23 protein-coding genes, 2 tRNA genes and 1 other RNA gene are annotated in these 21,787 nt (G+C 67.3%); 10 read left to right on the forward strand and 16 right to left on the reverse strand.

The window, feature by feature from the left end; translation table 11 throughout:
* Nucleotides 1–764 precede the first annotated feature (764 nt).
* Nucleotides 765–840: transfer RNA gene (locus tag E3O62_RS12335), tRNA-Lys, on the reverse strand.
* 123 nt (nucleotides 841–963) lie between these two features.
* On the opposite strand from E3O62_RS12335, the gene E3O62_RS12340 reads away from it, so the two are divergent.
* From E3O62_RS12340 to E3O62_RS12355, 4 genes are all read left to right on the forward strand, one after another.
* Nucleotides 964–1,818 (forward strand): inositol monophosphatase family protein, encoded by an 855-nt coding sequence (locus E3O62_RS12340; protein ID WP_104171599.1) that lies wholly within the window; start codon nucleotides 964–966, stop codon nucleotides 1,816–1,818.
* Nucleotides 1,819–1,821: 3 nt separating this feature from the next.
* Nucleotides 1,822–2,373 (forward strand): hypothetical protein, encoded by a 552-nt coding sequence (locus E3O62_RS12345; RefSeq protein WP_134394250.1) that lies wholly within the window; start codon nucleotides 1,822–1,824, stop codon nucleotides 2,371–2,373.
* Nucleotides 2,374–2,395: 22 nt separating this feature from the next.
* Nucleotides 2,396–2,860, forward strand: a complete 465-nt coding sequence (locus tag E3O62_RS12350) for an Rrf2 family transcriptional regulator (protein ID WP_134394251.1) — start codon at nucleotides 2,396–2,398, stop codon at nucleotides 2,858–2,860.
* A gap of 71 nt (nucleotides 2,861–2,931) precedes the next feature.
* Nucleotides 2,932–4,095: a globin domain-containing protein gene (locus E3O62_RS12355; protein WP_134394252.1), complete on the forward strand. Its 1,164-nt coding sequence runs from the start codon at nucleotides 2,932–2,934 to the stop codon at nucleotides 4,093–4,095.
* A gap of 24 nt (nucleotides 4,096–4,119) precedes the next feature.
* Here the strand turns inward: E3O62_RS12355 and E3O62_RS12360 are convergent, their stop codons facing one another.
* The 6 genes from E3O62_RS12360 to prfB all read right to left on the reverse strand — a co-directional run bounded on the left by E3O62_RS12360 (nucleotide 4,120) and on the right by prfB (nucleotide 10,342).
* Nucleotides 4,120–5,844, reverse strand: coding sequence for a SulP family inorganic anion transporter (locus E3O62_RS12360; RefSeq protein ID WP_134398709.1), 1,725 nt, complete (start codon nucleotides 5,842–5,844; stop codon nucleotides 4,120–4,122).
* A 103-nt stretch (nucleotides 5,845–5,947) separates the two neighbouring features.
* Nucleotides 5,948–6,322, reverse strand: a transfer-messenger RNA (tmRNA) gene (gene ssrA / locus E3O62_RS12365).
* 140 nt (nucleotides 6,323–6,462) lie between these two features.
* A complete protein-coding gene (gene smpB / locus E3O62_RS12370) occupies nucleotides 6,463–6,939 on the reverse strand; it encodes an SsrA-binding protein SmpB (RefSeq protein ID WP_134362550.1) in 477 nt (158 codons plus the stop codon).
* A 90-nt stretch (nucleotides 6,940–7,029) separates the two neighbouring features.
* Complete coding sequence (ftsX, locus tag E3O62_RS12375) at nucleotides 7,030–7,944, reverse strand: permease-like cell division protein FtsX (protein WP_134398710.1); 915 nt, start codon at nucleotides 7,942–7,944, stop codon at nucleotides 7,030–7,032.
* Nucleotides 7,941–9,152, reverse strand: coding sequence for a cell division ATP-binding protein FtsE (gene ftsE / locus E3O62_RS12380; RefSeq protein WP_134398711.1), 1,212 nt, complete (start codon nucleotides 9,150–9,152; stop codon nucleotides 7,941–7,943). Before ftsE ends, ftsX begins: the two co-directional genes overlap by 4 nt.
* Before the next feature lie 80 nt (nucleotides 9,153–9,232).
* Complete coding sequence (prfB, locus tag E3O62_RS12385) at nucleotides 9,233–10,342, reverse strand: peptide chain release factor 2 (protein WP_134398712.1); 1,110 nt, start codon at nucleotides 10,340–10,342, stop codon at nucleotides 9,233–9,235.
* A 310-nt stretch (nucleotides 10,343–10,652) separates the two neighbouring features.
* Here prfB and E3O62_RS12390 point away from each other — a divergent pair, with 310 nt between their 5' ends.
* From E3O62_RS12390 to E3O62_RS12400, 3 genes are all read left to right on the forward strand, one after another.
* Nucleotides 10,653–11,924, forward strand: coding sequence for an MFS transporter (locus E3O62_RS12390; RefSeq protein WP_134394257.1), 1,272 nt, complete (start codon nucleotides 10,653–10,655; stop codon nucleotides 11,922–11,924).
* A gap of 67 nt (nucleotides 11,925–11,991) precedes the next feature.
* The gene (locus E3O62_RS12395; RefSeq protein WP_134398713.1) at nucleotides 11,992–12,447 is read left to right on the forward strand and encodes a nitroreductase family deazaflavin-dependent oxidoreductase; all 456 of its coding nucleotides are present in this window, start codon (nucleotides 11,992–11,994) and stop codon (nucleotides 12,445–12,447) included.
* Between the two features lie 2 nt (nucleotides 12,448–12,449).
* Nucleotides 12,450–13,106: a pentapeptide repeat-containing protein gene (locus E3O62_RS12400; RefSeq protein WP_134394259.1), complete on the forward strand. Its 657-nt coding sequence runs from the start codon at nucleotides 12,450–12,452 to the stop codon at nucleotides 13,104–13,106.
* A gap of 191 nt (nucleotides 13,107–13,297) precedes the next feature.
* Here the strand turns inward: E3O62_RS12400 and E3O62_RS12405 are convergent, their stop codons facing one another.
* The 8 genes from E3O62_RS12405 to E3O62_RS12440 all read right to left on the reverse strand — a co-directional run bounded on the left by E3O62_RS12405 (nucleotide 13,298) and on the right by E3O62_RS12440 (nucleotide 18,957).
* Complete coding sequence (locus tag E3O62_RS12405; RefSeq protein WP_241973475.1) at nucleotides 13,298–14,182, reverse strand: DMT family transporter; 885 nt, start codon at nucleotides 14,180–14,182, stop codon at nucleotides 13,298–13,300.
* A 42-nt stretch (nucleotides 14,183–14,224) separates the two neighbouring features.
* Entirely contained in the window at nucleotides 14,225–14,764 is a 540-nt protein-coding gene (locus E3O62_RS12410; RefSeq protein ID WP_134394261.1) for a pilus assembly protein TadG-related protein, read from the reverse strand.
* Nucleotides 14,761–15,204 carry a hypothetical protein gene (locus E3O62_RS12415; RefSeq protein ID WP_134398714.1) on the reverse strand — a complete coding sequence of 148 codons (444 nt, stop codon included), beginning with the start codon at nucleotides 15,202–15,204 and terminating at the stop codon, nucleotides 14,761–14,763. Before E3O62_RS12415 ends, E3O62_RS12410 begins: the two co-directional genes overlap by 4 nt.
* Nucleotides 15,205–15,229: 25 nt before the next feature.
* Nucleotides 15,230–15,640 (reverse strand): TadE family protein, encoded by a 411-nt coding sequence (locus tag E3O62_RS12420; RefSeq protein WP_233191293.1) that lies wholly within the window; start codon nucleotides 15,638–15,640, stop codon nucleotides 15,230–15,232.
* A gap of 6 nt (nucleotides 15,641–15,646) precedes the next feature.
* Complete coding sequence (locus E3O62_RS12425) at nucleotides 15,647–15,835, reverse strand: hypothetical protein (protein ID WP_104100207.1); 189 nt, start codon at nucleotides 15,833–15,835, stop codon at nucleotides 15,647–15,649.
* A 100-nt stretch (nucleotides 15,836–15,935) separates the two neighbouring features.
* Nucleotides 15,936–16,874 (reverse strand): type II secretion system F family protein, encoded by a 939-nt coding sequence (locus E3O62_RS12430; protein WP_134398783.1) that lies wholly within the window; start codon nucleotides 16,872–16,874, stop codon nucleotides 15,936–15,938.
* The gene (locus E3O62_RS12435) at nucleotides 16,871–17,728 is read right to left on the reverse strand and encodes a type II secretion system F family protein (protein WP_134398715.1); all 858 of its coding nucleotides are present in this window, start codon (nucleotides 17,726–17,728) and stop codon (nucleotides 16,871–16,873) included. Before E3O62_RS12435 ends, E3O62_RS12430 begins: the two co-directional genes overlap by 4 nt.
* Nucleotides 17,725–18,957, reverse strand: a complete 1,233-nt coding sequence (locus E3O62_RS12440) for a CpaF family protein (RefSeq protein ID WP_134394264.1) — start codon at nucleotides 18,955–18,957, stop codon at nucleotides 17,725–17,727. Before E3O62_RS12440 ends, E3O62_RS12435 begins: the two co-directional genes overlap by 4 nt.
* A 185-nt stretch (nucleotides 18,958–19,142) precedes the next feature.
* Between E3O62_RS12440 and E3O62_RS12445 the strand changes: the two genes are divergently transcribed.
* From E3O62_RS12445 to E3O62_RS12455, 3 genes are all read left to right on the forward strand, one after another.
* Nucleotides 19,143–19,224, forward strand: a tRNA-Leu gene (locus E3O62_RS12445).
* A gap of 1 nt (nucleotide 19,225) precedes the next feature.
* Nucleotides 19,226–19,906, forward strand: coding sequence for a DedA family protein (locus E3O62_RS12450; protein WP_134398716.1), 681 nt, complete (start codon nucleotides 19,226–19,228; stop codon nucleotides 19,904–19,906).
* A 109-nt stretch (nucleotides 19,907–20,015) separates the two neighbouring features.
* Complete coding sequence (locus E3O62_RS12455; RefSeq protein ID WP_370448926.1) at nucleotides 20,016–20,795, forward strand: DedA family protein; 780 nt, start codon at nucleotides 20,016–20,018, stop codon at nucleotides 20,793–20,795.
* Nucleotides 20,796–20,838: 43 nt separating this feature from the next.
* Here E3O62_RS12455 and E3O62_RS12460 read toward each other — a convergent pair whose 3' ends face one another.
* Nucleotides 20,839–21,750, reverse strand: a complete 912-nt coding sequence (locus E3O62_RS12460; protein WP_134394266.1) for a cation diffusion facilitator family transporter — start codon at nucleotides 21,748–21,750, stop codon at nucleotides 20,839–20,841.
* Between the last annotated feature and the right edge of the window lie 37 nt (nucleotides 21,751–21,787).

Consider the following 21,787-nt stretch of genomic DNA (forward strand, 5'->3'; position numbering starts at 1 on the left):
GTCGGCATTCACCGTTGACGCCTCGGTGAGGAGCGCCGCGAGGGCCGCCGCGAGCTTCTCCGCGGTGACCGAGGCGTCGATCTGGCCGAGCCCGGCCCGAATCGACTCGGCCGCGTCGACGGAGAGGGTGCCGGCGGTCACGGCCCGGGCGATCGGCGTCGGGCGTCGAGAGCGTCGAGAGCGCCTCGTCGACCAGCTTGTCGGCCGCCTCGGTGTCGGCCATCATCGTGCCGACCGCGACGAGCTTGTAGGCATCGCCCTTCGAGGAGCCGGTCCAGTTCTGGATGAGGGCCTCCGGCGAGAGGAACCCCTGCTGCGCGGCCAGCCCCGAGTGGCCGAGCTCCGGGCGGGACGGCGGGCGATGGTGCCGGCCATCCACGCGGCGGGGGTGTCAAGCAGGCGGCGGGCCGCTGCGATCTTCTTCTGACCGGCCAGCACGGCGGCGTCGGGCAGGGCCTCATAGTCGGCGCTCGAGGAGCCCAGCAGGGCGACGGCATCGGCCGCCTGCCAGAGGTCTTCCGCGAGCGCGGAGGTCGCGCTGGCATGCCGCCATGGTCTGGGGTCGCGGCGCAGGTTATGGACCGTGGCGGACGTTCTAACGTGCGCCTGCTTCCGCGCCGTGCGCCGGGAGAGGGGAGGTCAGACGGGAGCCTTCAGGGATCACCTGACCGGGTCTCGACGGGCTCGAGCACCTGGGGAGGGCACCTGGGGAGGGCACAAAAAAGCCCCTTCCATTCGGTAAAAACCTGATGAAAGGGACCTGGTGGTGCACCCCCCCGGACTTGAACCGGGAACCCACTGATTAAGAGTCAGTTGCTCTGCCAATTGAGCTAGAGGTGCGTGTTTCTCTACTTTCCGACCCAGGGTGACCCGAACCGACTCTAGATACTAACAGCACGATTGCCATCGGCGCCAATCGAGGTAGAAACGGGAGAGTCGCGCCAAAATTACTAGTCTTGGTCTGTGACCCAGCCCCAGAAGTACTCCCTCGACGACGACCTCCAGCTCGCGACCGAACTCGCAGATCTGGCCGACGCGATCTCGCGCGACCGGTTCACCGCGATGGACCTCGTCGTGACGACCAAACCCGACCGCACCCCGGTGACGGATGCCGACCAGGCCGTGGAGCGCGCGATCCGGACCGCCCTGGCCGAGCGGCGCCCGGCCGACGGCATCCTCGGTGAGGAATTCGGCACCGAGGGCACCAGCGTGCGGCAATGGATCATCGATCCGATCGACGGCACGGCCGGTTTCCTGCGCGGCATCCCGATCTGGGGCACCCTGATCGCTCTCGCCGTCGATGGCGATCCGGTGGTGGGGATGGCGAGCTCCCCAGCCCTCGGCAAGCGTTGGTGGGCGCGCACCGGCGGCGGCGCCTGGATGACCGACGAGCGCACGCCCGGCGCCGACCCCGTGCGCCTGGCCGTGTCCGGCGTGGCCGAGCTCGCCGACGCCTCGCTCAGCTACAACAGCATCCAGCAGTGGGACCAGACCGGGCACCTCGACGAGCTGATCACACTGTCCCGCCAGGTCTGGCGCACCCGCGCCTACGGCGACATGTGGTCGTACATGCTCCTCGCCGAGGGTCTGCTCGACATCGTCGCGGAATACGACCTGCAGCCTTACGATCTCGCGGCCCTGGCCCCGATCGTGCAGGAGGCCGGCGGCCGGTTCTCCTCCGCCGACGGCCGGCCCGGCCCCTGGCACGGCAGCGCTCTGGCCACCAACGGGCTGCTGCACGAGCCGGCACTGCGGGCCCTCGGCACCGCGACCACCACCACGGATGCCCCCGCGTCCCCGAGCGCGCCGACCCGCTAACCGATGATCCCGCCCCGCACGCACCCCGGCACCCTGACCCTGCTGATTGCGGCGGCCAGCGTCCTGACCGGCAGCCTCACGGGCTGCAGCGTGATCGGCGACATGCTGCCGACGCCGGTCCGCAGCGTGGCTGCCGTGCCGGCATCCGCTCTCGGAGAGGTCACCGCTGTGGCGGACCTTCTCGTCGGAGACTGCCTGCGTGAGGTTTCGGAGGGACTGGACGTGAACGCAACGACCGTTCCGCGGGTTTCATGCGACGAGAGCCACGAGTTCGAGGTATTCGCCCGGTTCCCGGTGCCGGGCGACGCCTTCCCCGGCGACAACGCCGTGACCGCAGGGGCGGAAACCGGCTGCGGTTCCCTGTTCGAGGACTTCGTGCTGCTCGAGTACCGGGCATCGAGTCTGGATTTCGCCTACCTCACCCCCACGGCGCAGAGCTGGGCCGTCGCCGACGTCCTGGCCAGCCCGAACGATCCGGGCAGCCGCGCTGTGTCGTGCCTGATCACCGACCCGGCCGGCGCCGTGACCGGCACTCTGGCCGGCGCATCGCGCTGACCCGCGGCCATACTGTTGACCCATGAGGATCAATGCCTTCTCGGATGTCTCCCTGCGAGCGCTCATGTTCCTGGCGACGCTCCCCGACGGCGAGCTTCAGACCTCGCGGGTCATCGCCGAGGCGGTGGCCACCCCGTACAGCCATGTCAGCAAGGCCGTCATGCGACTCCGCGAGCTGGGACTCGTGGAGTCACTGCGCGGCCGTACCGGCGGAGTGCGGATCAGCCCGGTCGGGCGCACGGCCACTGTGGGCTGGCTGCTGCGTCAACTCGACGCCCGCGACGATGTCGCCGACTGCGAGACGCCCCACGGTGACTGTCCGCTCAGTGGCGGCTGTGGACTCCGCGGTGGGCTCCGACGAGCACGGGAGGCGTTCTACGCCGAACTCGACGACCTTGTGATCGCGGCGCTCCCCCATATCGGCTTCCCTGCTCCCGTTGTCCTCACGCTGGCACCCCCGCCACCGCGCCGCGCCGATCAGGGGTAATGGGATACACCCAATTATTAAGCATTTGAAATGATACTTTTGGGTACGTCCCTCAATTGCTTGGAGTTTGCATGCTATCCACCCAGTCACTGCCCCTCATCAAAGCGACTCTGCCCCTGGTGGGCGAGCGCATGCCCGAGATCGCGAAGAACTTCTACGGCCGGATGCTGACCGCTCACCCCGATCTCTTCGACGGCCTCTTCAGCCGCTCCAACCAGCAAAACGGCTCGCAGCAGCAGGCCCTGGCCGGAAGTATCGCCGTCTTCGCGACCTACCTGGTGCAGAACCCCGACACCACGCCGGAGGCCATGCTCTCCCGCATCGCCCACAAGCACATCTCCCTCGCCATTGAGCCCGAGCAGTACGACATCGTCTACAAGTACCTCTTCGAGGCCATCGCCGAAGAACTCAGCGACGTCATCACGGCCGAGATCGCCGGCGCCTGGACCGAGGTCTACTGGCTGATGGCCCACGCCCTGATCAAGATGGAGAAGGGCCTTTACGCCGGTCTCGCTAGCGACAAGCCGCTCGCCCCCTGGATCGTGGTGAAGAAGGAAGCGGCCGGCACCGATGCCGTCACATTCACCCTGGAGCCGGCCGACGACACGCCTGTGACGCCTGCCCTGCCGGGCCAGTACGTCAGCGTCACGGCCACCATGCCCGACGGCATCCGGCAGGTGCGCCAGTACTCGCTGTCGGCCGGTACGTCCACGACCCGCGTCTTCACCACCAAGCTCGATGCGGACGGCGAGGTCTCCCCCGTGCTGCACCGTGATGTGCAGGTCGGCGACACGCTCATCCTCTCCGTGCCGTGCGGCGACATCACCCTCGATCAGGGCACCGGCCCGCTGATCCTGGCCTCGGCCGGAATCGGCTGCACGCCTAGCGCATCGATCCTGCGCTCCCTGGTGGACACCGGCTCGAAGCGCGAAGTGCTCGTGCTGCACGCCGAGAGCAACCTCGAACGCTGGGCGCTGCGCGACCAGATGAGCGAAGACATCGCACTGCTAGAAGCAGCCGAGCTGGAACTCTGGCTCGAGATCCCGAGCGAGGGCCACCACGAGGGCTTCATGTCCCTGGAGAACGTGACGATCCCGACGGATGCCTCGGTTTACCTGTGCGGTCCGCTCCCCTTCATGCGCAGCCTGCGCTCACAGGCACTGGAGTCCGGTGTGCCGGCCGACCGCATCCACTACGAGATCTTCGGCCCTGACCTCTGGCTTGCCGGCGTCTGATTCGCGCAGAATCTCAGCGCAGCCTCAGTGCTCGTCGCCCCATTCGGTGCCCTCTAGGTCGCCGCGCAATGTGCCGGTGACCTCGTCGACCGCCTCGCCCACGGTGCCCGCGAACCGCTCCGGTGGGAACCGTCGACTGAGACCGTAGTCGCGCAGGTGGTCCTTCACCGGACCCTTCATCTCGGCGAAGATCAGCGTGATCCCGCGTGAGGCGAGGAAATCGTCGAGTTCCAGAAGTTCTTCCACGGCGGTCGTGTCGATGTTTGTGATCGGCTCGGCCGCCAGGATGACCGTGCGCACATCACTCCCGGCCTCGGTGACGACGCGACGCACGAAGTCGTCGAAAATGCCGCCGTTGGCGAAGAACAGCGGCGCGTCGAAGCGCACGATGACGATGCCGGGCATCCGCTCGCCCTCCGGATGACGGGACAGGTCGTGGTACCCGCGCAGCCCACGGATGAGCCCGAGCTCAGCCCGGTAGGGTCGCCAGGCGTGGCTCACGAATGCGCCAAGCGACAGCACGATCGCCACGCCGATGCCCTCGATCACGCCCACGACCACAACACCGAGGAACGACGCGATGGACAGCCCGGCATCCACTTTGTTCATCCGCACGAGGGCGAGGAACCCCTTCACGTCGATCAGACCGGCGGCGGCGACGATCACGACGGCAGCGATGGTCGCCGAGGGCAGATAGTCGGTGAGTCCGGGCGCCAGCAGCATGAACACCACGATGAGTGCGGCGCCGACCACGCCCGTGAGCTGGGTTTGTGCGCCCGCGCCCTCGGCAACGGGGGTGCGCGAGGACGACGCCGAAATGGGGAAGCCGCCGAGCAGACCACCCGCGATGTTCGAGGCGCCGATCGCCGCCATCTCCTGACTCCCGTCGACACTCTCGCCTCGGCGCGCGGCGAACGTGCGCGACAGCACGGCCGTATCGGCGAAGGCGATCAGGGCGACGCCGAGGGCGGGAAGGGCGAGCGCGGCGACATCCGCCCAGACCAGACCGCCGAGCGCCGGAGCGGGCAGGCCCTGCGGCATCGCCCCGACGACGGGTATGGTGCCGTGTAGCCCGAGTACGGCAGTCAGCAGTGTCGCCAGTACGACGGCCACGAGCACGCCGGGGATCCGAGATCTGCCCCAGGACAGACCCACGATGGTGAGCAGCGACCCGAGTCCGAAGAGCAACGCGGTGAGGTGGACTTCGCCCCCGGCAACACCCGCCCCGATTGCGATCACGTCGGCAATCGGCGGACCCGACTCGATCGAAAGCCCCAGCAGCGCCGGCAGTTGGGAGATGATCACCAGGAGGCCGAGGGCATTCAGGTAGCCGACCCGGATGGGCTTGGAGAGCAGGTCGGTCACGAATCCGAGGCGGATCAGTCCGCCCAGCAGGAGGATCAGGCCGACCATGATCGCGAGTAGTCCCGCCAGGGCCACCGCTCGGTCGTCGTCGCCGAGGGCAAGCGGCAGGATCACGGCCGCGATGATCGGCGCCAGGGCCGAGTCGGGGCCGAGCACCAGCACGCTAGAGGGGCCGAACAAGGCATATGCCGCCAACGGTATGATCGTGGCGTACAGGCCGGTCTCTGGCGGCAGGCCGGCCACCTCGGCGTAGCCGATGCCCACCGGAATCAGCAGGGCGGTGAGCACAAGCCCCGCCCTCAGGTCGGGGAGCAGCCAGGCGCGCCGGTAGTTGAGCGCGGTATCGACACCCGGCACCCACTTCTTCACCCACGCAGCCGCCATTGAGTTCCTCCCGGCCCATCTTCCCCCATAATCACGACGCAAAAAGGCCCGAACCCCATGAGGGGTCGGGCCTTTCGGCTTAACGACGTGTGACAGCAACCGGTGGTGGAGATGGGGGGAATTGAACCCCCGTCCACTGCTGTGGTCATATGCCTTCTACGGGTGTATCCAGTGAAATCGTTCTACTCGGCTCCGGAATTTGCCGCTGGCATCTAATCCGACGAGCCCAGCCCTCGTTTAAGTCCCCCTACACCCCGCGGCTCAGAGTAGGAGCAATCTCTCTAAATGACGTCAGGGTCCGGGTAGAGAGCATTCCCGGCCTGGCGGACTTCTTAGTGCGCTCGCTTAGGCAGCGAGGGCGAAGTCAGTGCGGTTTGATTTGGCACTTATTGTTTTGCAGAGATCGTTTACGAGATAACCCTGCATCCTCGACCCGCTTCTCATAATTGCGCAGGCAATGTCGAAACCGATCATCCCCCTGTGCACTCATTGCCACCATGGCGGCATTCGAGTGGGTCACCATCACACGCTGTTGAGTTTTCAATCTGCTGAGTGTCAATCCGCACGGCCCGAATGGATCGTGCAGCCACTTAGCTTACAATACGACGAGGTGGAAGGCTAGTCGCCGAGGTTCTTTCGGGCGGAGATAGCCCGGTCGGACTCGCGCTTGTCCTGGCGCTCGCGCAGTGTCTGGCGCTTGTCGTACTCTTTCTTGCCCTTGGCGACCGCGATCTCGACCTTGGCGTTGCCGTTCTTGAAGTAGAGCCGCAGCGGGACGAGCGTGTAGCCGCCCTCCTTGGTTTTGTGGCTGATCTTGATTATCTCCTGCTTGTGCATCAGGAGTTTGCGCTTGCGCCGCGGCGGGTGGTTGGTCCATGTGCCGGCGACGTACTCCTGGATGTGCACGGCGTCCAGCCAGATCTCGCCATTCTCGATGAAGGCGTAGCCGTCGACGAGCGAGGCCCGACCGGCCCTGAGAGACTTGACCTCCGTGCCGCTGAGCACCATTCCGGCCTCGTAGGTCTCCTCAATGAGGTAATCGTGGCGTGCCTTGCGATTGGTCGAGACGACCTTCTCGCCTATTTCCCTGGGCACGGCATACTCCTCGAATCGGTGGGTGTGTTCGGACGCGATGCCGACCAGCCCACTAGTCTAGCGCTCTGGGGGCGGGTCGCGCGGAGTAGGTCAGACCTTCAGATAGCGCGTGATGGCGAATTGCGCGGAGAAGGCCGCCAGCACCGCGCCGACCACCAACAGGATCGGCACCACCACGAGGGCGTCTTGCATGCCGACGAGGGAGAAGTTGGTCAGACGTTCGCCCAGATAGCCCTGCACGAACCAGTACACGAGACCGAGTACGGCACCTCCCGCCAGCAGCGATCCCAGCAGAGCCGCGAACACACCCTCCAGGATGAAGGGCGTTTGAATGAACCGGTTGGATGCCCCGACCAGCCTCATGATGCCCAGCTCGCGCCGCCTGGAGAACGCGGAGAGACGGATGGTGGTGGCGATCAGCAGGGCCGCCGCCACAAGCATCAGCGCGGCGATGCCGATCGCGGTGTAACTGGCGACGTTCAGCACGGAGAAGATCTGGTCCAGGTACTTTCGTTGGTCCGCGACGTTCTCAACACCGGCGACGCCGGACAGCGCCTCTACGAGCACATCCGATTGCGAGGGATCGCCGAGGTTGACCCAGAAGGTTTCGTTCAGCTGGTCAGCGGTGACGTAGTCGACCACCGGATTGTCGGCGAACTGCTTCCTGAAGTTCTCGAAGGCCTGGTCGTGAGTCTCGAAGTAGTACTTGTCGATGAACGGTGACAGGGTAGGCGATTCGAGCTGCGCCTTGACCGTGTCGATCTGTTCGGGCGTGGCCTCCCCGGCCGTGCACGTCTCACCCGACGAAATGGCGGTGCACATATAGATGCCCACCTGGGCGCGGTCGTACCAGAAGTTCTTCATCTGGCCGATCTGCATCTGCATCAGGATCGCGGCACCGACGAAGGTCAGCGAGATGAAGGTCACGAGCACCACGGAAACGACCATGGAGGCGTTGCGGCGCAGGCCGTTGGCTGCTTCGGAGAGCACGAGTCCGAGTCTCATCGGGTGGGCCCTACATTCTGTTCGCCGGTCTGGTCCGGTTTTTCGCCCGGCGCGCGCAGCCCGAGCTTCTCGGCCAGAGTCAACTGCTCCGGCACGTCGTGCTGGGTGATCGGAAGAACCGGCCGGGTCATGGCCCGGCTCAGGTCGGTCATCGCAGCGTCGGCGCCTGCTTCTGCGTCTGCTTCTGCGTCCGTTTCTGTTTCTGTTTCTGTTTCAACTTCTGCTTCTGCTTCTGCTTCCACTTCTGCGTCCTTGGACGATCCGTCGTCGAGGGGCGCCGGATCGGCCGGACCCTTCGCGACTGAGAACGGGGCCGCGGCAGGCTCGGCGACCGGCGCCGGCACGGGAACCGGTGGAAAGGTGAGGGGAGGGTGCGACGCAGGCACAACCTCGTCAGTGGGCACGGCGGCGGCGGGCGCGAACATGGATGACGGTGCCGCAGCCGCAGGTGCCACACCCGACGAGCCGCTGGGAACCTCTCGGGCGGAACGGCGCCCGGTGCCGGCGGTGGTGGTGGGGATGGCTGCGGTGGCGTAGCCACCCTGGCGCTCGTCGCGCACGATGCGTCCGCCGACGAGTTCGATCACGCGGCGCTGCATCTGGTCGACGATGCCGGCCTCATGGGTGGCCATGATCACGGTCGTGCCGGCGGCGTTGATACGTTCGAGCAGGGCCATGATGCCGGCGCTGGTGGTGGGGTCGAGGTTTCCGGTGGGCTCGTCGGCCAGCAGGATCTGCGGCTTGTTCACGATGGCGCGCGCGATGGCAACACGCTGCTGCTCACCACCAGAGAGTTCGTGGGGCAGGCGCAGCGCCTTTTCGGCCAGTCCGACCATCTCGAGGGTGTCGGGCACGGCTTCCTGGATGAAGCCGCGCGACTTGCCGATCACCTGCAGACTGAACGCCACGTTGTCGAAAACGCTCTTGTTCGGCAGCAGGCGGAAGTCCTGGAAGACGACGCCCATGTTGCGGCGGAAATAGGGCACCTTGCGGTTGGAGATCGACCGCAGGTCCTGTCCGAGCACGTGAATGCTGCCGCTGGTGGGCCGGTCTTCCTTCAGCACAAGGCGGAGGCAGGTCGATTTCCCCGAGCCGGAAGCACCGACGAGAAAGACGAACTCTCCGCGCAACACCTCGACGCTGATGGCGTCTAGTGCCGGTCGGTTCGTTCCCGGATACTTCTTGGTGATGGTGTCAAAACGAATCATGGCCCCTTGAGCCTAGGCAGGCATCCTGATAATTCCTACTCCGACATACCTAACCGGTGACAGACCCGCAGATCGAGGCTCTAACCCTCCGGCGCCTGCTTGCGCCAACGGATGCCTGCGGCGATGAAACCGTCAAGGTCGCCGTCGAACACCTGGCTGGGATTGTTGACCTCGTAGTTGGTGCGCAGGTCCTTGACCATTTGATACGGCGCGAGCACGTAGCTGCGCATCTGGTCGCCCCAGCTGGCCGTGATCACCCCGGCCAGCTCCTTCTTGGTGGCGGCTTCCTGCTCGCGCTGCAGCACCAGCAGCCGGGACTGAAGCACGCGCATGGCGGCGGCCCGGTTCTGGATCTGGCTCTTCTCGTTCTGGCAGCTCACCACCGTGCCCGTGGGCAGGTGGGTGATGCGCACGGCGGAGTCGGTGGTGTTCACGGACTGGCCGCCGGGGCCGCTGGAGCGGAAGACGTCGACCCGGATGTCGTTCTCGGGCACCTCGATCGACTCGGTCTGCTCGATCAGCGGCACCACCTCCACAGCGGCGAAGGAGGTCTGGCGTTTACCGGCGGAGTTGAACGGGCTCATCCGTACGAGACGGTGCGTGCCGGCTTCGACGCTCAGCGTGCCGAAGGCGTAGGGCGCATCCACCTGGATGGTTGCGCTCTTGATGCCGGCCTCCTCGGCGTAGCCCACGTCGAGCACCTGCACGGGGTAGTTGTGCTGCTCGGCCCAGCGCAGGTACATACGCAGCAGCATCTCGGCGAAGTCGGCCGCGTCGACGCCGCCGGCGCCGGAACGGATGGTGATGACCGCCGGACGCACGTCGAATTCGCCGTTGAGCAGCGTGTGCACCTCGAGATCGCCGAGCACCTTCGTGATGCTCGCGAGTTCCGCGGTGGCCTCGTCAGCCGATTCCTGGTCACCCTCGGCGTTGGCGAGTTCCACCAGCACCTCAAGGTCGTCGAGGCGCGACTCGATGCTCACAATGCGGGCCAGCTCCGACTGGCGATGGCTCAGCTGGCTGGTCACCTTCTGCGCTCGCACGGAATCGTCCCACAGGTCGGGCGCACCGGCCTGTTCATTCAGGTCGGCGATATCGGTGCGGAGTCGATCGATATCGATCACCGACCGGATGTCGTCGAACGTGGCCCGCAGTGCGGCGATCTGCTCCGAGAATTCCAGCTCAATCATGTCGGACCCCAGCCTACCGGGCCACCCGGTCACGGCATCCGCTCGTGGAGTCCGCTTTCAGCGCCGGATACGGCTGGTCCGAACCCTGGAAAGGTCCATGCTGACCATTCCGTGTGGCCGCGGTTCGTCCACGGCGGAATGCCCTGCCCGGCGTCAACCAATTCGACGGAGATTCTCGTGTGAAAGCGCTCTTTCGGCCCGCTCAGGGCTGATCTAGGCAGAATCTCCGTCGAATTCGTTCGGGTCGAAGCTGCCGCAAGGGCGCGGACTCGAAACACCAACACCCGCCCGGGGATAACATCGAGAGGCCATGAGTAACGCCGATCGCCCCTTCCAGATGCGTTCCGTCGCACTCGCCGCGTTCCTGCCGACCCTCCTGTTCTCCATCGGCGAGGGCGCGATCATCCCGCTGATCCCGATAGTGGCCAAGGACCTGGGTGCCACACTCGCGATCGCCGGGTTCATCGCCGCCATGATCATGGTGGGTGAACTGGCCGGGGACATCCCGAGCGGCTGGGTGGTCTCCCTTATCGGGGAGCGCAACGCCATGATCTGGGCATCCTTGCTCGCGATCATCGCCGTGCTGATCTGCATCGTCGCTCCCAACCCGCTCGTGCTGGGCATCGGCATTTTCTTGATCGGCCTGGCCACCGCGGTGTTCGCCCTGGCTCGCCACGCGTTCATGACCAGCTACGTGCCTCTGGCCTACCGGGCCCGGGCGCTGTCGACTCTCGGCGGCATCTTCCGCGCCGGCTGGTTCATCGGCCCGTTCATCGCCGCCGCCCTGCTCAGCCTCACCGACAGCACCGAGTCGGTGTTCTGGGTGTTCGTGGTCTGTTGCCTCGGCGCGGCCGCGATGCTGCTCCTGCTGCCCGATCCCGAGAGCACCTTCGGTGGCCCGCAACTGGTGAAGGCGCCCGACGGATCTGTCGTGCCGGCCGGGCGGGAGCTCGCGGCCGAGGAATCCCAGGGGCTGTTCCGCACCATCTGGAGCTACCGAGCGGTGCTCCTGCGCCTTGGCACGGGCGCGGGCCTGATCGGGGCGATGCGCGCCTCCCGCACGGTGCTGCTCCCGCTCTGGGCGGTCAGCATCGGCATCAGCGTCCCCGACATCGCCCTGATCATCGGCATCGCCGGCGCGGTCGACTTCGCTCTCTTCTACGCCAGCGGCCAGATCATGGACCGCTTCGGTCGCCTGTGGACCGCCATCCCGTCGATGATCGGTCTGGGTACCGGGCACCTCATCCTCGCGTTCACGCACGACCTGCCCACCAACGTGGAGTGGTTCATCGCCGTGGCCATGATCCTGTCGCTCGCCAACGGCATCGGCAGCGGTCTGCTGATGACCCTCGGCGCCGACCTGGCGCCGAAGAACACCAGTCCGGCGCCGTTCCTGGGCGCGTGGCGTTTCACCGCCGACCTGGGCGGCGCGGTCGCCCCCCTTGCCGTGGCCGGCCTGACCGCGGTCGCCACCATCTCGATCGCCAGCGGGGTGATGGGAGTGTTCGGACTGTTCGGCGCCGTGATTCTGGGCCGTTACATCCCCCGCTACGCGCCTCGCCGGCCGCGCATGCGTCCCTGACGCTACCTCGGCCCCACCGCGCTGAACCCGGGGAATAGGAGTCCGACCGTGGGCGTTTAGTGGTCGTATGCCCCTCATCGGAGAATACGAGCCCGGCACCCAGCAGTGGGTGCGCGACCAGGTCGACCTGTACGAAAGCTCCGGAGGCACGGAGGGCACCACCCTGCGCGGGATGCCCGTCATCGTGCTCACCACCCTCGGGGCCAAGTCGGGCAAGCTGCGCAAGACCCCGCTGATGCGCGTGGAACACGACGGTGCCTACGCCGCCATCGCCTCCCTCGGCGGCAGCCCGAAGAACCCCGTCTGGTACGGCAATGTGGTGGCCCACCCGCTTGTGGAACTGCAGGATGGCCCCAGCCGTCAGGACCTGCTGGCCCGCGAGGTCACCGGCACCGAACGCGCTGCGTGGTGGGAGCGGGCCGTGGCCGCGTTCCCCGACTACGCCGACTACGAAAAAAAGACCGACCGGGTCATCCCGGTGTTCGTGCTGGAGGCCGTGCCTGCCGCCACCCCTGCCTCCTAGCGGTGGCACGCGCGAAAACCCGCGGCCCGCAGCTCGACCGCATCGTACTCACCGGTCTGACGGATGCCGACGGCAGCGACCTCCGCGCCGGTGATAGCCGGGAAGCCGAGCGTTTCGTCGGCTGCGACCTGTCAAGCCGGGACCTGACCGGCATCGGCTTCCAGGAGTGCGAGCTGCGGGGAGTGTCTCTCAGCGATACCCAGCTGCGCGGGGCATCCGTCGCCGACTGCGTGGCCGGCGAGCTGCACGCGTCGGTCTTCTCGGCGCCGCGCTCGAGCTGGCGGGACGTTTCGATCGAGCACTCCCGGCTTGGGTCGGTCGAGCTCTACGAGGCCACCTTGCGTTCGGTGCACATCGACGGATCCAAGCTCGATTTCGTGAACCTGCGCGGCGCCACGCTCACCGATGTGCTGCTCTCCAATTGCATCATCGAAGAGCTCGACCTGGGCGGCGCCACCGTGCACCGCATGGAGCTGCGCTCCTGCCGCATCGGCACCCTCGACGTGACCCGTTCCACCCTCAAGGACGCCGACCTGCGCTCCAGTGATTTCAGCGCCATCCACGGCCTCGAGGGTCTGCGCGGCGCCACCATCGACGACGCCCAGCTCAGCCTGCTCGCGCCCGTTCTCGCCGCACACCTCGGCATCATCGTCACCTAGCCGAGTCAGTCCCCTAACCCTGGGCGCTGCGCAGATAGCCCGTCCCTAACGAATTCGACGGAGATTTTGCCGAAATCAGCCTCAGACCCACTGAAAACAGGCCTTTGAGACAATATCTCCGTCGAATTGGTTCAACGCCGGGCAGCCGGCGACGGATACCCGCACGCGCCCGATCGGAGAATCGCGCCCGATCAGGGCGTCGCGCCCGCGATGATCTCGAGTTCGGATTTCGGCGTTTCACGCTGGCTGGCGATGGCCGCGCCGGCCGCCACGCACACCACAAGGATGGCGATCTGCTGCTGCACCAGGAAGGTCTCCCCCAGCACCAGCGCGCCGAACAGCGCCGCGATCACGGGGCCGAAGCTGGTGATGATCGCGTAGAGGCGCGGGGTGATGCGGCGCAGGATGAAGGTGTCCAGCGTGTACGGGAACGCCGACGAGAGCACGCCGATGGCGAGCAGCAGCCCGATCACGCCCCAATTGAGGCTCGACCAGTCGACCGTGAGCAGCGCGAACGGCACCAGCAAGGTCAGGCTCACGACGCTGGCCACGGAAATGCCCTCAAGTCCGGGGAAGGTCACGGCCACCTTGCGGGTCAGCAGAATGTAGGCCGCCCATGACGCCGCCGCGGTCAGGGCGAAGAGGATGCCGACCAGATTGAGTGCCCCGTCAGACCAGGTGAGCAGGAACACCCCGCCCGCCGCAGCGGTGGCATAGACGAAGTCGAGCAGGCGTCGCGACGAGGCCAGCGCGAGTGCGAACGGGCCGAGGAACTCGATTGTGGCGGCGATGCCGAGTCCGAGCAGGTCGACGGCCTCGTAGAAGGTGAGGTTCATCACCGCGAGGACGACGCCGAGCGCCAGCGCGGGCCACAGCCGCCGCCAGGTCAGGCCGGCGAGCTTGGGCCGGTAGAACGGCAGCACCGTGGCGGCCATCACCAGCTGGCGCACTGCGACGACGACGGGTGAGCCGACGAGCGGAATGGCCAGACCGGCGAGGGACGACCCGAAGTTGATGCTCACCTCGGTCACGACCTGGGCGCCGGCACCGGTCAGGCGGTCGCGCTCGGCCGTCACGATGCTCCTCCCCTGCGCCGGGGCAGGCGCGTTTTGCTAACGCTAGCGGAACACCGAGCGCGCCACCGCCGTGACCTCCAGCGGCACCCCGGCCGGCAGCAGCACGGCCAGCACCGGCGGACGCCAATAGGCACTCAGTGAAACCGTGGCGCTTTGCCCGTCGACGGATGCCGCACCGCTCACCCTCAGCCCCTCCATTCGGCCATTCGGGGTGGCTGCGAGAAACTCTTCCGCGGCCGTCCGCACTTCAGCAGACGACAGAGAGGGTCGCAGCTCCGCGCCCGAGCCGTCGACCGTGACGGCCATCGCGCCCAAGTCGAACGCTTCGGCCCCGGCGAGCGCAGCGCCGTCCGCGAGGGTCAGCAGGCGTTTGCGCTCCAGGTACAGAGAGGTTGCGGCCACGACGACGAGGATCAGCAGCAGGGCGAGGAAGCCGTAGAAGATCGTGAGGATGAGCGTCGATCCCTTCTCGCCTCCGGGCCGGATCGGCAGCCGGCGCCGCCACCCCACTGCCCGGGATCCCGATGGCGTTCCGGCGAGAGCGGCCACGCAGGCGACCGCCGAGCCTCCGCCGCCGCTCATCCGGCCCGCCAGAAGCGGGACACCGTCTGCGTGGCCTGGGCCTCCAGGGGAACACTGGCCGATTCGCGCAGTGAGAGGAGGTCCGGCAGCAGCGGCAAGGCCACCCGGATGCGCACGGTGACCGTGACCGTGCTCTGCCGGGTCAGGCATCCGTTCACACCGGCCTCGCAGGCCACGTTGACCTCGGCACCCGCGGGGTCGATGCCGTAGTCCGTGAGCCCGAACTGCACGGCCCGCTCGGCACGGGCGCTCGCCGCGGCCTCATCGGGCGCCTGGACGTAGACGCGTGCTGCCTGGCGGGCTGCTCCCTCCACGGCGAGGGCGCCGGCCTGCAGCGCCGCCATCGCCAGCACCAGGTAGACCAGCGGCACCAGCAGGATCAGGCCGGCCGTGATGAACTCCAGCGAGGCCGAACCCTGCTCTCCGTTCGCCGACCACACACGCCAACGGCTGGCTCGGACCCCACTACCGCAGGGTCTCGACCGCCGCATGTCCGACCACCTCCAGCCCGCGATCGACGCCGAACAGGGCCAGCAGCGGCAGCGGCGCCACGACACGCACCTGCACGCTCGGGAACCCGCCGTAGTCGCCATAGCTGGCCTCCACATCGGTCGCATACGCGGGCCCGATCGATGTCGTGATCAGCTCGCGGGTGCGTGCCGCACCTTCACCCAGCCCGCTGTCGGCGAGCGCGGCGTACCGGGCTCCCTCGGCGGCGGCGTCAAGCACGGTGTTGCGCACGAGCAGGGTCAGCCCCAGCTGCATGACACCGAGCGTCAGCGCGGTCAGCAGTGCCCCGACCATCACGAATTCGGCGGCCGCCGAACCCTCCTCACCACCGAGCGATCGGGTTCGGTTCCCCCGCGTGCGCGTCACGGCCGGTCACATTCCGCTGACCCTGTCGATCGCCTGTTGGAACACGCCGCTCAACGCCGGACCGGCCAGACCCCAGATGATCATGACCAGCCCGGCCGTCATCAGGGTGATGAGCACCCATCCCGGAACGTCGCCTCGTTCGTCCCCGCCGGCGTCGCTCCACCGGTCGCGCACACGTCGCTGCAGTGTCTTCATGATTGACTCACTTTCTCTCGTGGGGACAGTGGTTCTCTCGTGCGGCAGTGGCTCAGTGGTTCAGTGGCTCAGTGGTTCAGTGGCTCAGTGGCTCAGTGGTTCAGAACCCGCTCTGCAGGATGAACAGGCCGGGGAAGATCGCGAACAGGATCGTCATGGGCAGAATCAGGAAAACCAGCGGCACGAGCATGGCAACCTCTTTCTTTCCGGCCACCTCGATCAGACCGCGTTTGGCCTCTTCCCGGGCATCCTGCGCCTGGGCGCGCAACACCTCCGCGAGCGGGGTTCCCCGGTCGAGGGCACCCGTGACCTGATCGACCAGCCGGGTCACCGCAGGCAGCGCGATCCGGCGTGACAACGCGTGCAGGGCGCTGGCGAGCGGAACCCCGGTGCGCACATCCGCCACCACCCCCGCCAGCTCCCGCGACAATTCGCCCGTGCTCGTGCGCGAGACCCGGGCGAGCGCATCCAGGATGCCCTCCCCCGCCGACAGCGACAGCGTCATGAACTCGAGGACGGTCGGAAACTCGCTCTGCATGCGCGCGAGGCGGGCGGTGGCGGCGCGGCCGAGCATCCAATCGCGGGCCAGCGCGCCGCCCGCCGCGGCGACCACCGGCAGAACGACCTGCACCAGCACCGGCATCGACCGAAACGCCGGTAGGGCAACCACCGCACCTGCCCCGACGAAGAGTCCAGCGAGCGCCCACACCACCTGCTCCGATCGGAACTCGTCGGCGCCGCGGACCGACCCCGACTGACGGAGCCGTCGGGCGATCGTCTCCGAGCCGCCGAGAACGGCGCCGAACGCTCGTTTGAGGGCACCGAACACGGGCGCGAACAGGGTGCCGAGCACCGGCAACGGATGCACCGTCGTACGCCCCACGAATAGCCGCGCCTCCGCCGACACGTCGAGGATGTACGGCGCCAGCCTCTGCGCGAGGCGCGGCCGACTCAGCCGAGGCACCAAGCTGGCGAGCGACCAGAGCCCCACACCCAACGCGGTGCCACAGAACAGCGCCCAGGCCTGCGCGGCGCTCATTTGAACCACCGGCGTTCCTCGGGCAGCCGTCCCAGCGCCACCATCAGGCGGTAGGCAACCACGGAGACGCCGAGGCCGCCGACGATCACGACGACACCGGCGGAGGTGTTGTAGGCAACCGCAGCCTCCGGCCGGGAGGCAAGGAGCAGCAGCACGATCCAGGGCGCGGCCACGCCCAGCCGCGCCGCGTTGACGATCCAGGACTGGCGCGCCTCGACCTCCGAGCGAATGGCGGCATCCTGCCGGAGCCAGGCCGCGAGGCTGCGCAGCACGACCGTGAGGTCGCTGCCGCCTACCTCCCGGGCCATGCGCAGCGTCTCCAGGATGCGGTCGGCCACCGGGTCGGCCACGGAGATCTTGAGCCCGTCGACGGCGGAACCGAAGTTGCCGGTCGCCTGGTACTCCCGGGCGAACTCGGCGAAGGCGGGCCGCGTCGACACCGGGCCGGCCCCTGCCAGGCTGCCGACGCTGTCCGGCAGTGCCAGGCCTGACCGGACCGCTGACACCAGGTGGTCAACGACGTCGGGCCAGACGGCGCGGTTCGCCCGCCGCCGGGCGCGCACCCGCCAGACGACCATCAGCGTCGGCAGCGACAGCCCGGCGAGCGCGGTGACGATCGACAGGGCAGCGATGCCCAGGAGAGCCTGGCTCAGTGCCGACACCGCCAGCCCCAGCACCACAGAGAGGGCGACGAAGGCCGGCAGCGGCAGGCTGCCGAGTCCGGCCTGGGAGAGGTTCGCCCGCAGCCGTCCCTGCGTGCGGGACCGGGCCTTGCCCCTGGTTCGCGGCCAGAGGAACGGCGTGGCGACCAGGAGCAGCCCGGTGCCGAGCAGAGCCCCGAGTGCGAGCGTCATACGGCCCCGGCCCGCAGCACGATGGCCGGGTCGAGTCCGGCCGCGTGGAACTTGGCCAGCTTTGTCGGATACCCCCCGGTCGGCTCGAGGGCGCCCCGCTGGGCCAGGAAGATCGGGCTGGCCTCGATCATCGCCCCTGACAGTTGGCCGCTCGGCGCAAGGATCTCCGTCACCCGGCGCCGTCCGTGCCGGTCGATCTCGCAGTGCACGACGATGTCGATGCAGCCGGCCACGGTCGGCAGCACGAACGAGGAGTCGATGTTGCGGCCCGCCAGAAGCGGCAGCGTGGACAGTTTGCCGAGGGCATCCCGGGCACTGTTGGCGTGGATCGAACACATGCCCGGTAGCCCGCTGTTCAGGGCGATGAGCAGGTCGAGGCTCTCGGCTTCGCGCACCTCGCCGACGATCAGCCGATCGGGGCGCATCCGCAGCGACTCCTTGATCAAGCGGCGCAGGGTGATCTCCCCGGTTCCCTCGAGGCTCGGCTGGCGGCACTGCATCGCTACGACGTCGCGCGCGGCCAGGTCGAGTTCGAACGTCTCCTCCACCGTCACGATGCGCTCGTTCTTGCGCGTGGCCGAGAGCAGTGCGTTGAGCATGGTGGTCTTGCCGGTCTGGGTGGCACCGGAGACGAGGATGTTCTGCCCGGCCAGCACGCACATGCGCAGAAACTCGGACGACTGCTGCGTGAGCGACCCGAGCCCGACCAGCTGGTTCAGGTCGCGAATGCGCCGGGTGAACTTGCGAATATTGACCGCCCAGTGCTGGCGCGTGATATCCGGGATGACCACGTGTAACCGCGACCCGTCGGGCAGAGAGGCATCGACGAACGGGGAGGAGAGGTCGACGCGGCGGCCGGAGGCCTGCAGCATCCGCTCGACCAGGTCGCGTACCTCCCGCGCGGTGAGCACCATGGTGGTCAGCTCGGGCACCCCATCGCGGGCCACGAACACCCGGCTGGGCGCGTTGATCCAGATTTCCTCGATGCCGGGATCATCGAGGAACGGTTGCAGCGACCCGAACCCGGTCAGTGAGGCCACGACCTCGCGCGCCGCCTGGCGCTCGTCGGCGATCAGCGGCAGGGAGTTGCCGAGCGCCCGCTCGGCGTAGCGCTGCACCTCGTCGCGCACGTACTGTTCGGCGAGCCCGGAGTTCGACGCCAGGTCAACGCCATCGCGACGCACGCGAGTGCGAACCTGCTCGGTGATGATGCGCACGGCTTCGCTCATTCCTGCATGATCGCCCATCCCGCGCCGACCACGCCCGACTTATCCACAGCCACGAGCCCGGAGACGTGCCGATCTGGCCGACCCTGGCGGCGATGAGGCAGCGCGGTGACCCGGTGTCCGGTCCACGGAGGTGGCCAACGCTCACGGGCAGGGCACTCCCGCGAAGTACACTGGAAGCGCACTTCGCGGGAGTGGTGAAATTGGCAGACACGCAGGATTTAGGTTCCTGTGCTTTCGAGCGTGGGGGTTCAAGTCCCCTCTCCCGCACATGAGTCACATCTCGGCCCTGGACGGCCAATTGAACGAACTGCTGGAGAGTACCGGCGTCGTACTTTTCTATCTGCTCGTGTGGGCCTTGGTCTTCGCCGGAACGGCGGTGTTCCTCGGGATCTTCATCCCGTTCATCACCGGCGACTCCCTGCTTTTCGGCTCCGGCCTGGTGGCTGCATCCACGCCGAGCCTGAGCATCGCCGTTCTGGCCGTCGGAACCGGCATCGCCGCGTTCCTGGGTGACCAGGTCGGTTTCCTACTCGGTCGCCACTTCGGCCGCTCCTACCTGGACCGCCACGGCGGCCGCCACACCCGCACGGCCATCGCCAAGACGGAGACCTTCTACCACAAGTACGGCTGGTGGTCAGTGGTCGTCGCCCGGTTCATGCCATGGGGCCGCGTCTTCGTGCCGGTGATCGCCGGCGTCGGCCGCATGAATTACTACACGTTCCTGACCAGCAATCTGGTCGGAGCCCTGGCCTGGGGCGTGGGTCTCACCCTCACCGGCTACTACGCGGCCGCCATCCCCGGCGTGACGAGCGCCGCCTATGTCATCGCCGGGGTCTTCATCACGGCCTCAATCGTCTTCGGCATGCGCACCCTGCTGATGGATCGCGCCCAGAACCGGCTCGATGCCCGCAGTGCGCTCGACGACCCGACAGTGGTCCAGGCCCCGTGACCCCCTGCGAGCCCACGGCGCACTGTCGGCAAACCGCGTTAGCCTGTAACAGAGCACACAGTGATCCCGCCGCCCGGCCGATCTGACCGACGCCCACAGGAGTTTCTTAGTGATTCATACGGCCCTGCTTCCCACGGCAGTTATCCCCTGGCTCGACCCGGAAGTCCTGATCAACGGGTTCGGGCCCTGGGCCCTCCTGGGCGTCTGCGCGATCGTCTTCGCCGAGACCGGCCTGCTGGTGGGGTTTCTGCTTCCCGGCGACACCCTGCTGGTCATCACCGGCCTGCTGACCTTTGCCGGGGTCATCCAGATCGACATCTGGTGGGTGGCCCTGGCCATCGGATTCTCGGCCTTTTTCGGCGGAGAAGTCGGCTACCTGATCGGGCACAAGTTCGGGCCCAGGGTCTTCGAGCGCAAAGAATCCGGTTTGTTCAGCATTAAGAACGTCGAGCGCACGAACGCGTTCTTCGTTCGCTTCGGCGGCGTGGCCGTCATCGTGGCCCGCTTCGTGCCGATCGTGCGCACCTTCGCTCCGGTCGCGGCCGGCGTCGGCCACATGGACTACCGCAAGTACTCGCTGTACAACCTGATCGGCGCCCTCCTCTGGGGCACCGGCCTCACCTACTTCGGTTTCTTCCTCGGCTACATCCCACCAGTCGCAGATTTCGTTCAGAACTACATCGACATCATCCTGCTGGCCGCGGTCTTCATCACGCTCATCCCCACCGTCTTCCACTACCTACAGTCCGCGTCCAGAGCCCGCCGTGACGCGCGCGCCGGACGGACCATCCAGACCGGAAGCCTCGTCCTCGACGCCGACGCCTTCGAGGATCCCCACCAGCACACGCATGACGAGCACAAACACGACGAGCACAAACACGACCTCTGAGCTCTGAGCTCTGCACAGTCCGGGCTGCCCCCGGCGGGTCACGCTACCGGTGCGGGTTCTCCTCGTGCGCCGCGTGCTCGGCCGGCTCGAGCTGGAACGTCGAGTGGTCCACATCGAAATGGTCGGCCAGACACGCGGAGAGCTCGTCGAGAAGTGCGCCGGAGCCACCCGAGCCGAGCACCACAGGTTCGACCACGACGTGGGCGCTGAAGACGTGGGCCCCGGAGGTGATCATCCACACGTGCACATCGTGTACCGCCACCACGCCGTTCGTTTCCAGCAGGTGCCGCCGGATCTCTGCGACATCCGTGTCGGCCGGCACCGATTCGCTCAGCACCCGCACCACGTCGCGCAGCAGCACGAGGGCTCGGGGCGCGATCATGCCGGCGATGATCAGCGACGCGATCGCATCGGCCTGCACAAAGCCCGTCAATAGGATGACCCCGGCCGCGGCGATGACCGCCACCGAGCCCAGGGTGTCCCCGAGCACCTCGAGGTAAGCGCCGCGCATATTGATCGACGACCCGGCCGCCGGGCGCAGCAGGAGCAGGGCCGCGACGTTGGCCAGGAGGCCGATCACGGCCACGACCAGCATGGGAGTCGCCCGCACCTCGCTGCCGCCGGCGTCGACCAGTCGGCCGACGGCGCCGATCACGACGGCGATGGCAACCCCCAGCAGGATGAGCCCGTTCAGCAGGGCGCCGAACACCTCGGCCCGTTGGTAACCAAACGTCTGCCGGTCGGTAGCCGGCCGCGCGGCCACCACGGTGGCCGTCAGAGCGATGATCAGACCCGCGAGGTCGGAGAACATGTGGCCGGCATCCGCCAGCAGGGCCAGGGAACCGGTCAGCCAGGCGCCGACGACCTCCACCACGAGCACCGCGGCGACAATCCCGATCGCCACCGACAGACGCGCCCGGTTCGTCTGCGAGGTGTGCGCGTGATCATGGCCCATGCCTCCACGCTAGGGCCGCGGGCATTCGGCCGCCAGT

Source organism: Cryobacterium sp. TMT2-15-1, from assembly GCF_004402345.1.
GTDB classification, from domain to species: Bacteria; Actinomycetota; Actinomycetes; order Actinomycetales; family Microbacteriaceae; genus Cryobacterium; species Cryobacterium sandaracinum.

Excerpts from the sequence above, each read along its gene's own strand:
- E3O62_RS12345 (WP_134394250.1), top strand. The coding sequence starts at position 1,822 with ATGATCCCGCCCCGCACGCACCCCGGCACCCTGACCCTGCTGATTGCG.
- E3O62_RS12350 (WP_134394251.1), top strand. The coding sequence starts at position 2,396 with ATGAGGATCAATGCCTTCTCGGATGTCTCCCTGCGAGCGCTCATGTTC.
- E3O62_RS12355 (WP_134394252.1), top strand. The coding sequence starts at position 2,932 with ATGCTATCCACCCAGTCACTGCCCCTCATCAAAGCGACTCTGCCCCTG.
- E3O62_RS12360 (WP_134398709.1), bottom strand. The coding sequence starts at position 5,844 with ATGGCGGCTGCGTGGGTGAAGAAGTGGGTGCCGGGTGTCGATACCGCG.
- ftsX (WP_134398710.1), bottom strand. The coding sequence starts at position 7,944 with ATGAGACTCGGACTCGTGCTCTCCGAAGCAGCCAACGGCCTGCGCCGC.
- ftsE (WP_134398711.1), bottom strand. The coding sequence starts at position 9,152 with ATGATTCGTTTTGACACCATCACCAAGAAGTATCCGGGAACGAACCGA.
- prfB (WP_134398712.1), bottom strand. The coding sequence starts at position 10,342 with ATGATTGAGCTGGAATTCTCGGAGCAGATCGCCGCACTGCGGGCCACG.
- E3O62_RS12390 (WP_134394257.1), top strand. The coding sequence starts at position 10,653 with ATGAGTAACGCCGATCGCCCCTTCCAGATGCGTTCCGTCGCACTCGCC.
- E3O62_RS12395 (WP_134398713.1), top strand. The coding sequence starts at position 11,992 with ATGCCCCTCATCGGAGAATACGAGCCCGGCACCCAGCAGTGGGTGCGC.
- E3O62_RS12410 (WP_134394261.1), bottom strand. The coding sequence starts at position 14,764 with ATGAGCGGCGGCGGAGGCTCGGCGGTCGCCTGCGTGGCCGCTCTCGCC.
- E3O62_RS12425 (WP_104100207.1), bottom strand. The coding sequence starts at position 15,835 with ATGAAGACACTGCAGCGACGTGTGCGCGACCGGTGGAGCGACGCCGGC.
- E3O62_RS12430 (WP_134398783.1), bottom strand. The coding sequence starts at position 16,874 with ATGAGCGCCGCGCAGGCCTGGGCGCTGTTCTGTGGCACCGCGTTGGGT.
- E3O62_RS12435 (WP_134398715.1), bottom strand. The coding sequence starts at position 17,728 with ATGACGCTCGCACTCGGGGCTCTGCTCGGCACCGGGCTGCTCCTGGTC.
- E3O62_RS12440 (WP_134394264.1), bottom strand. The coding sequence starts at position 18,957 with ATGAGCGAAGCCGTGCGCATCATCACCGAGCAGGTTCGCACTCGCGTG.
- E3O62_RS12450 (WP_134398716.1), top strand. The coding sequence starts at position 19,226 with ATGAGTCACATCTCGGCCCTGGACGGCCAATTGAACGAACTGCTGGAG.
- E3O62_RS12460 (WP_134394266.1), bottom strand. The coding sequence starts at position 21,750 with ATGGGCCATGATCACGCGCACACCTCGCAGACGAACCGGGCGCGTCTG.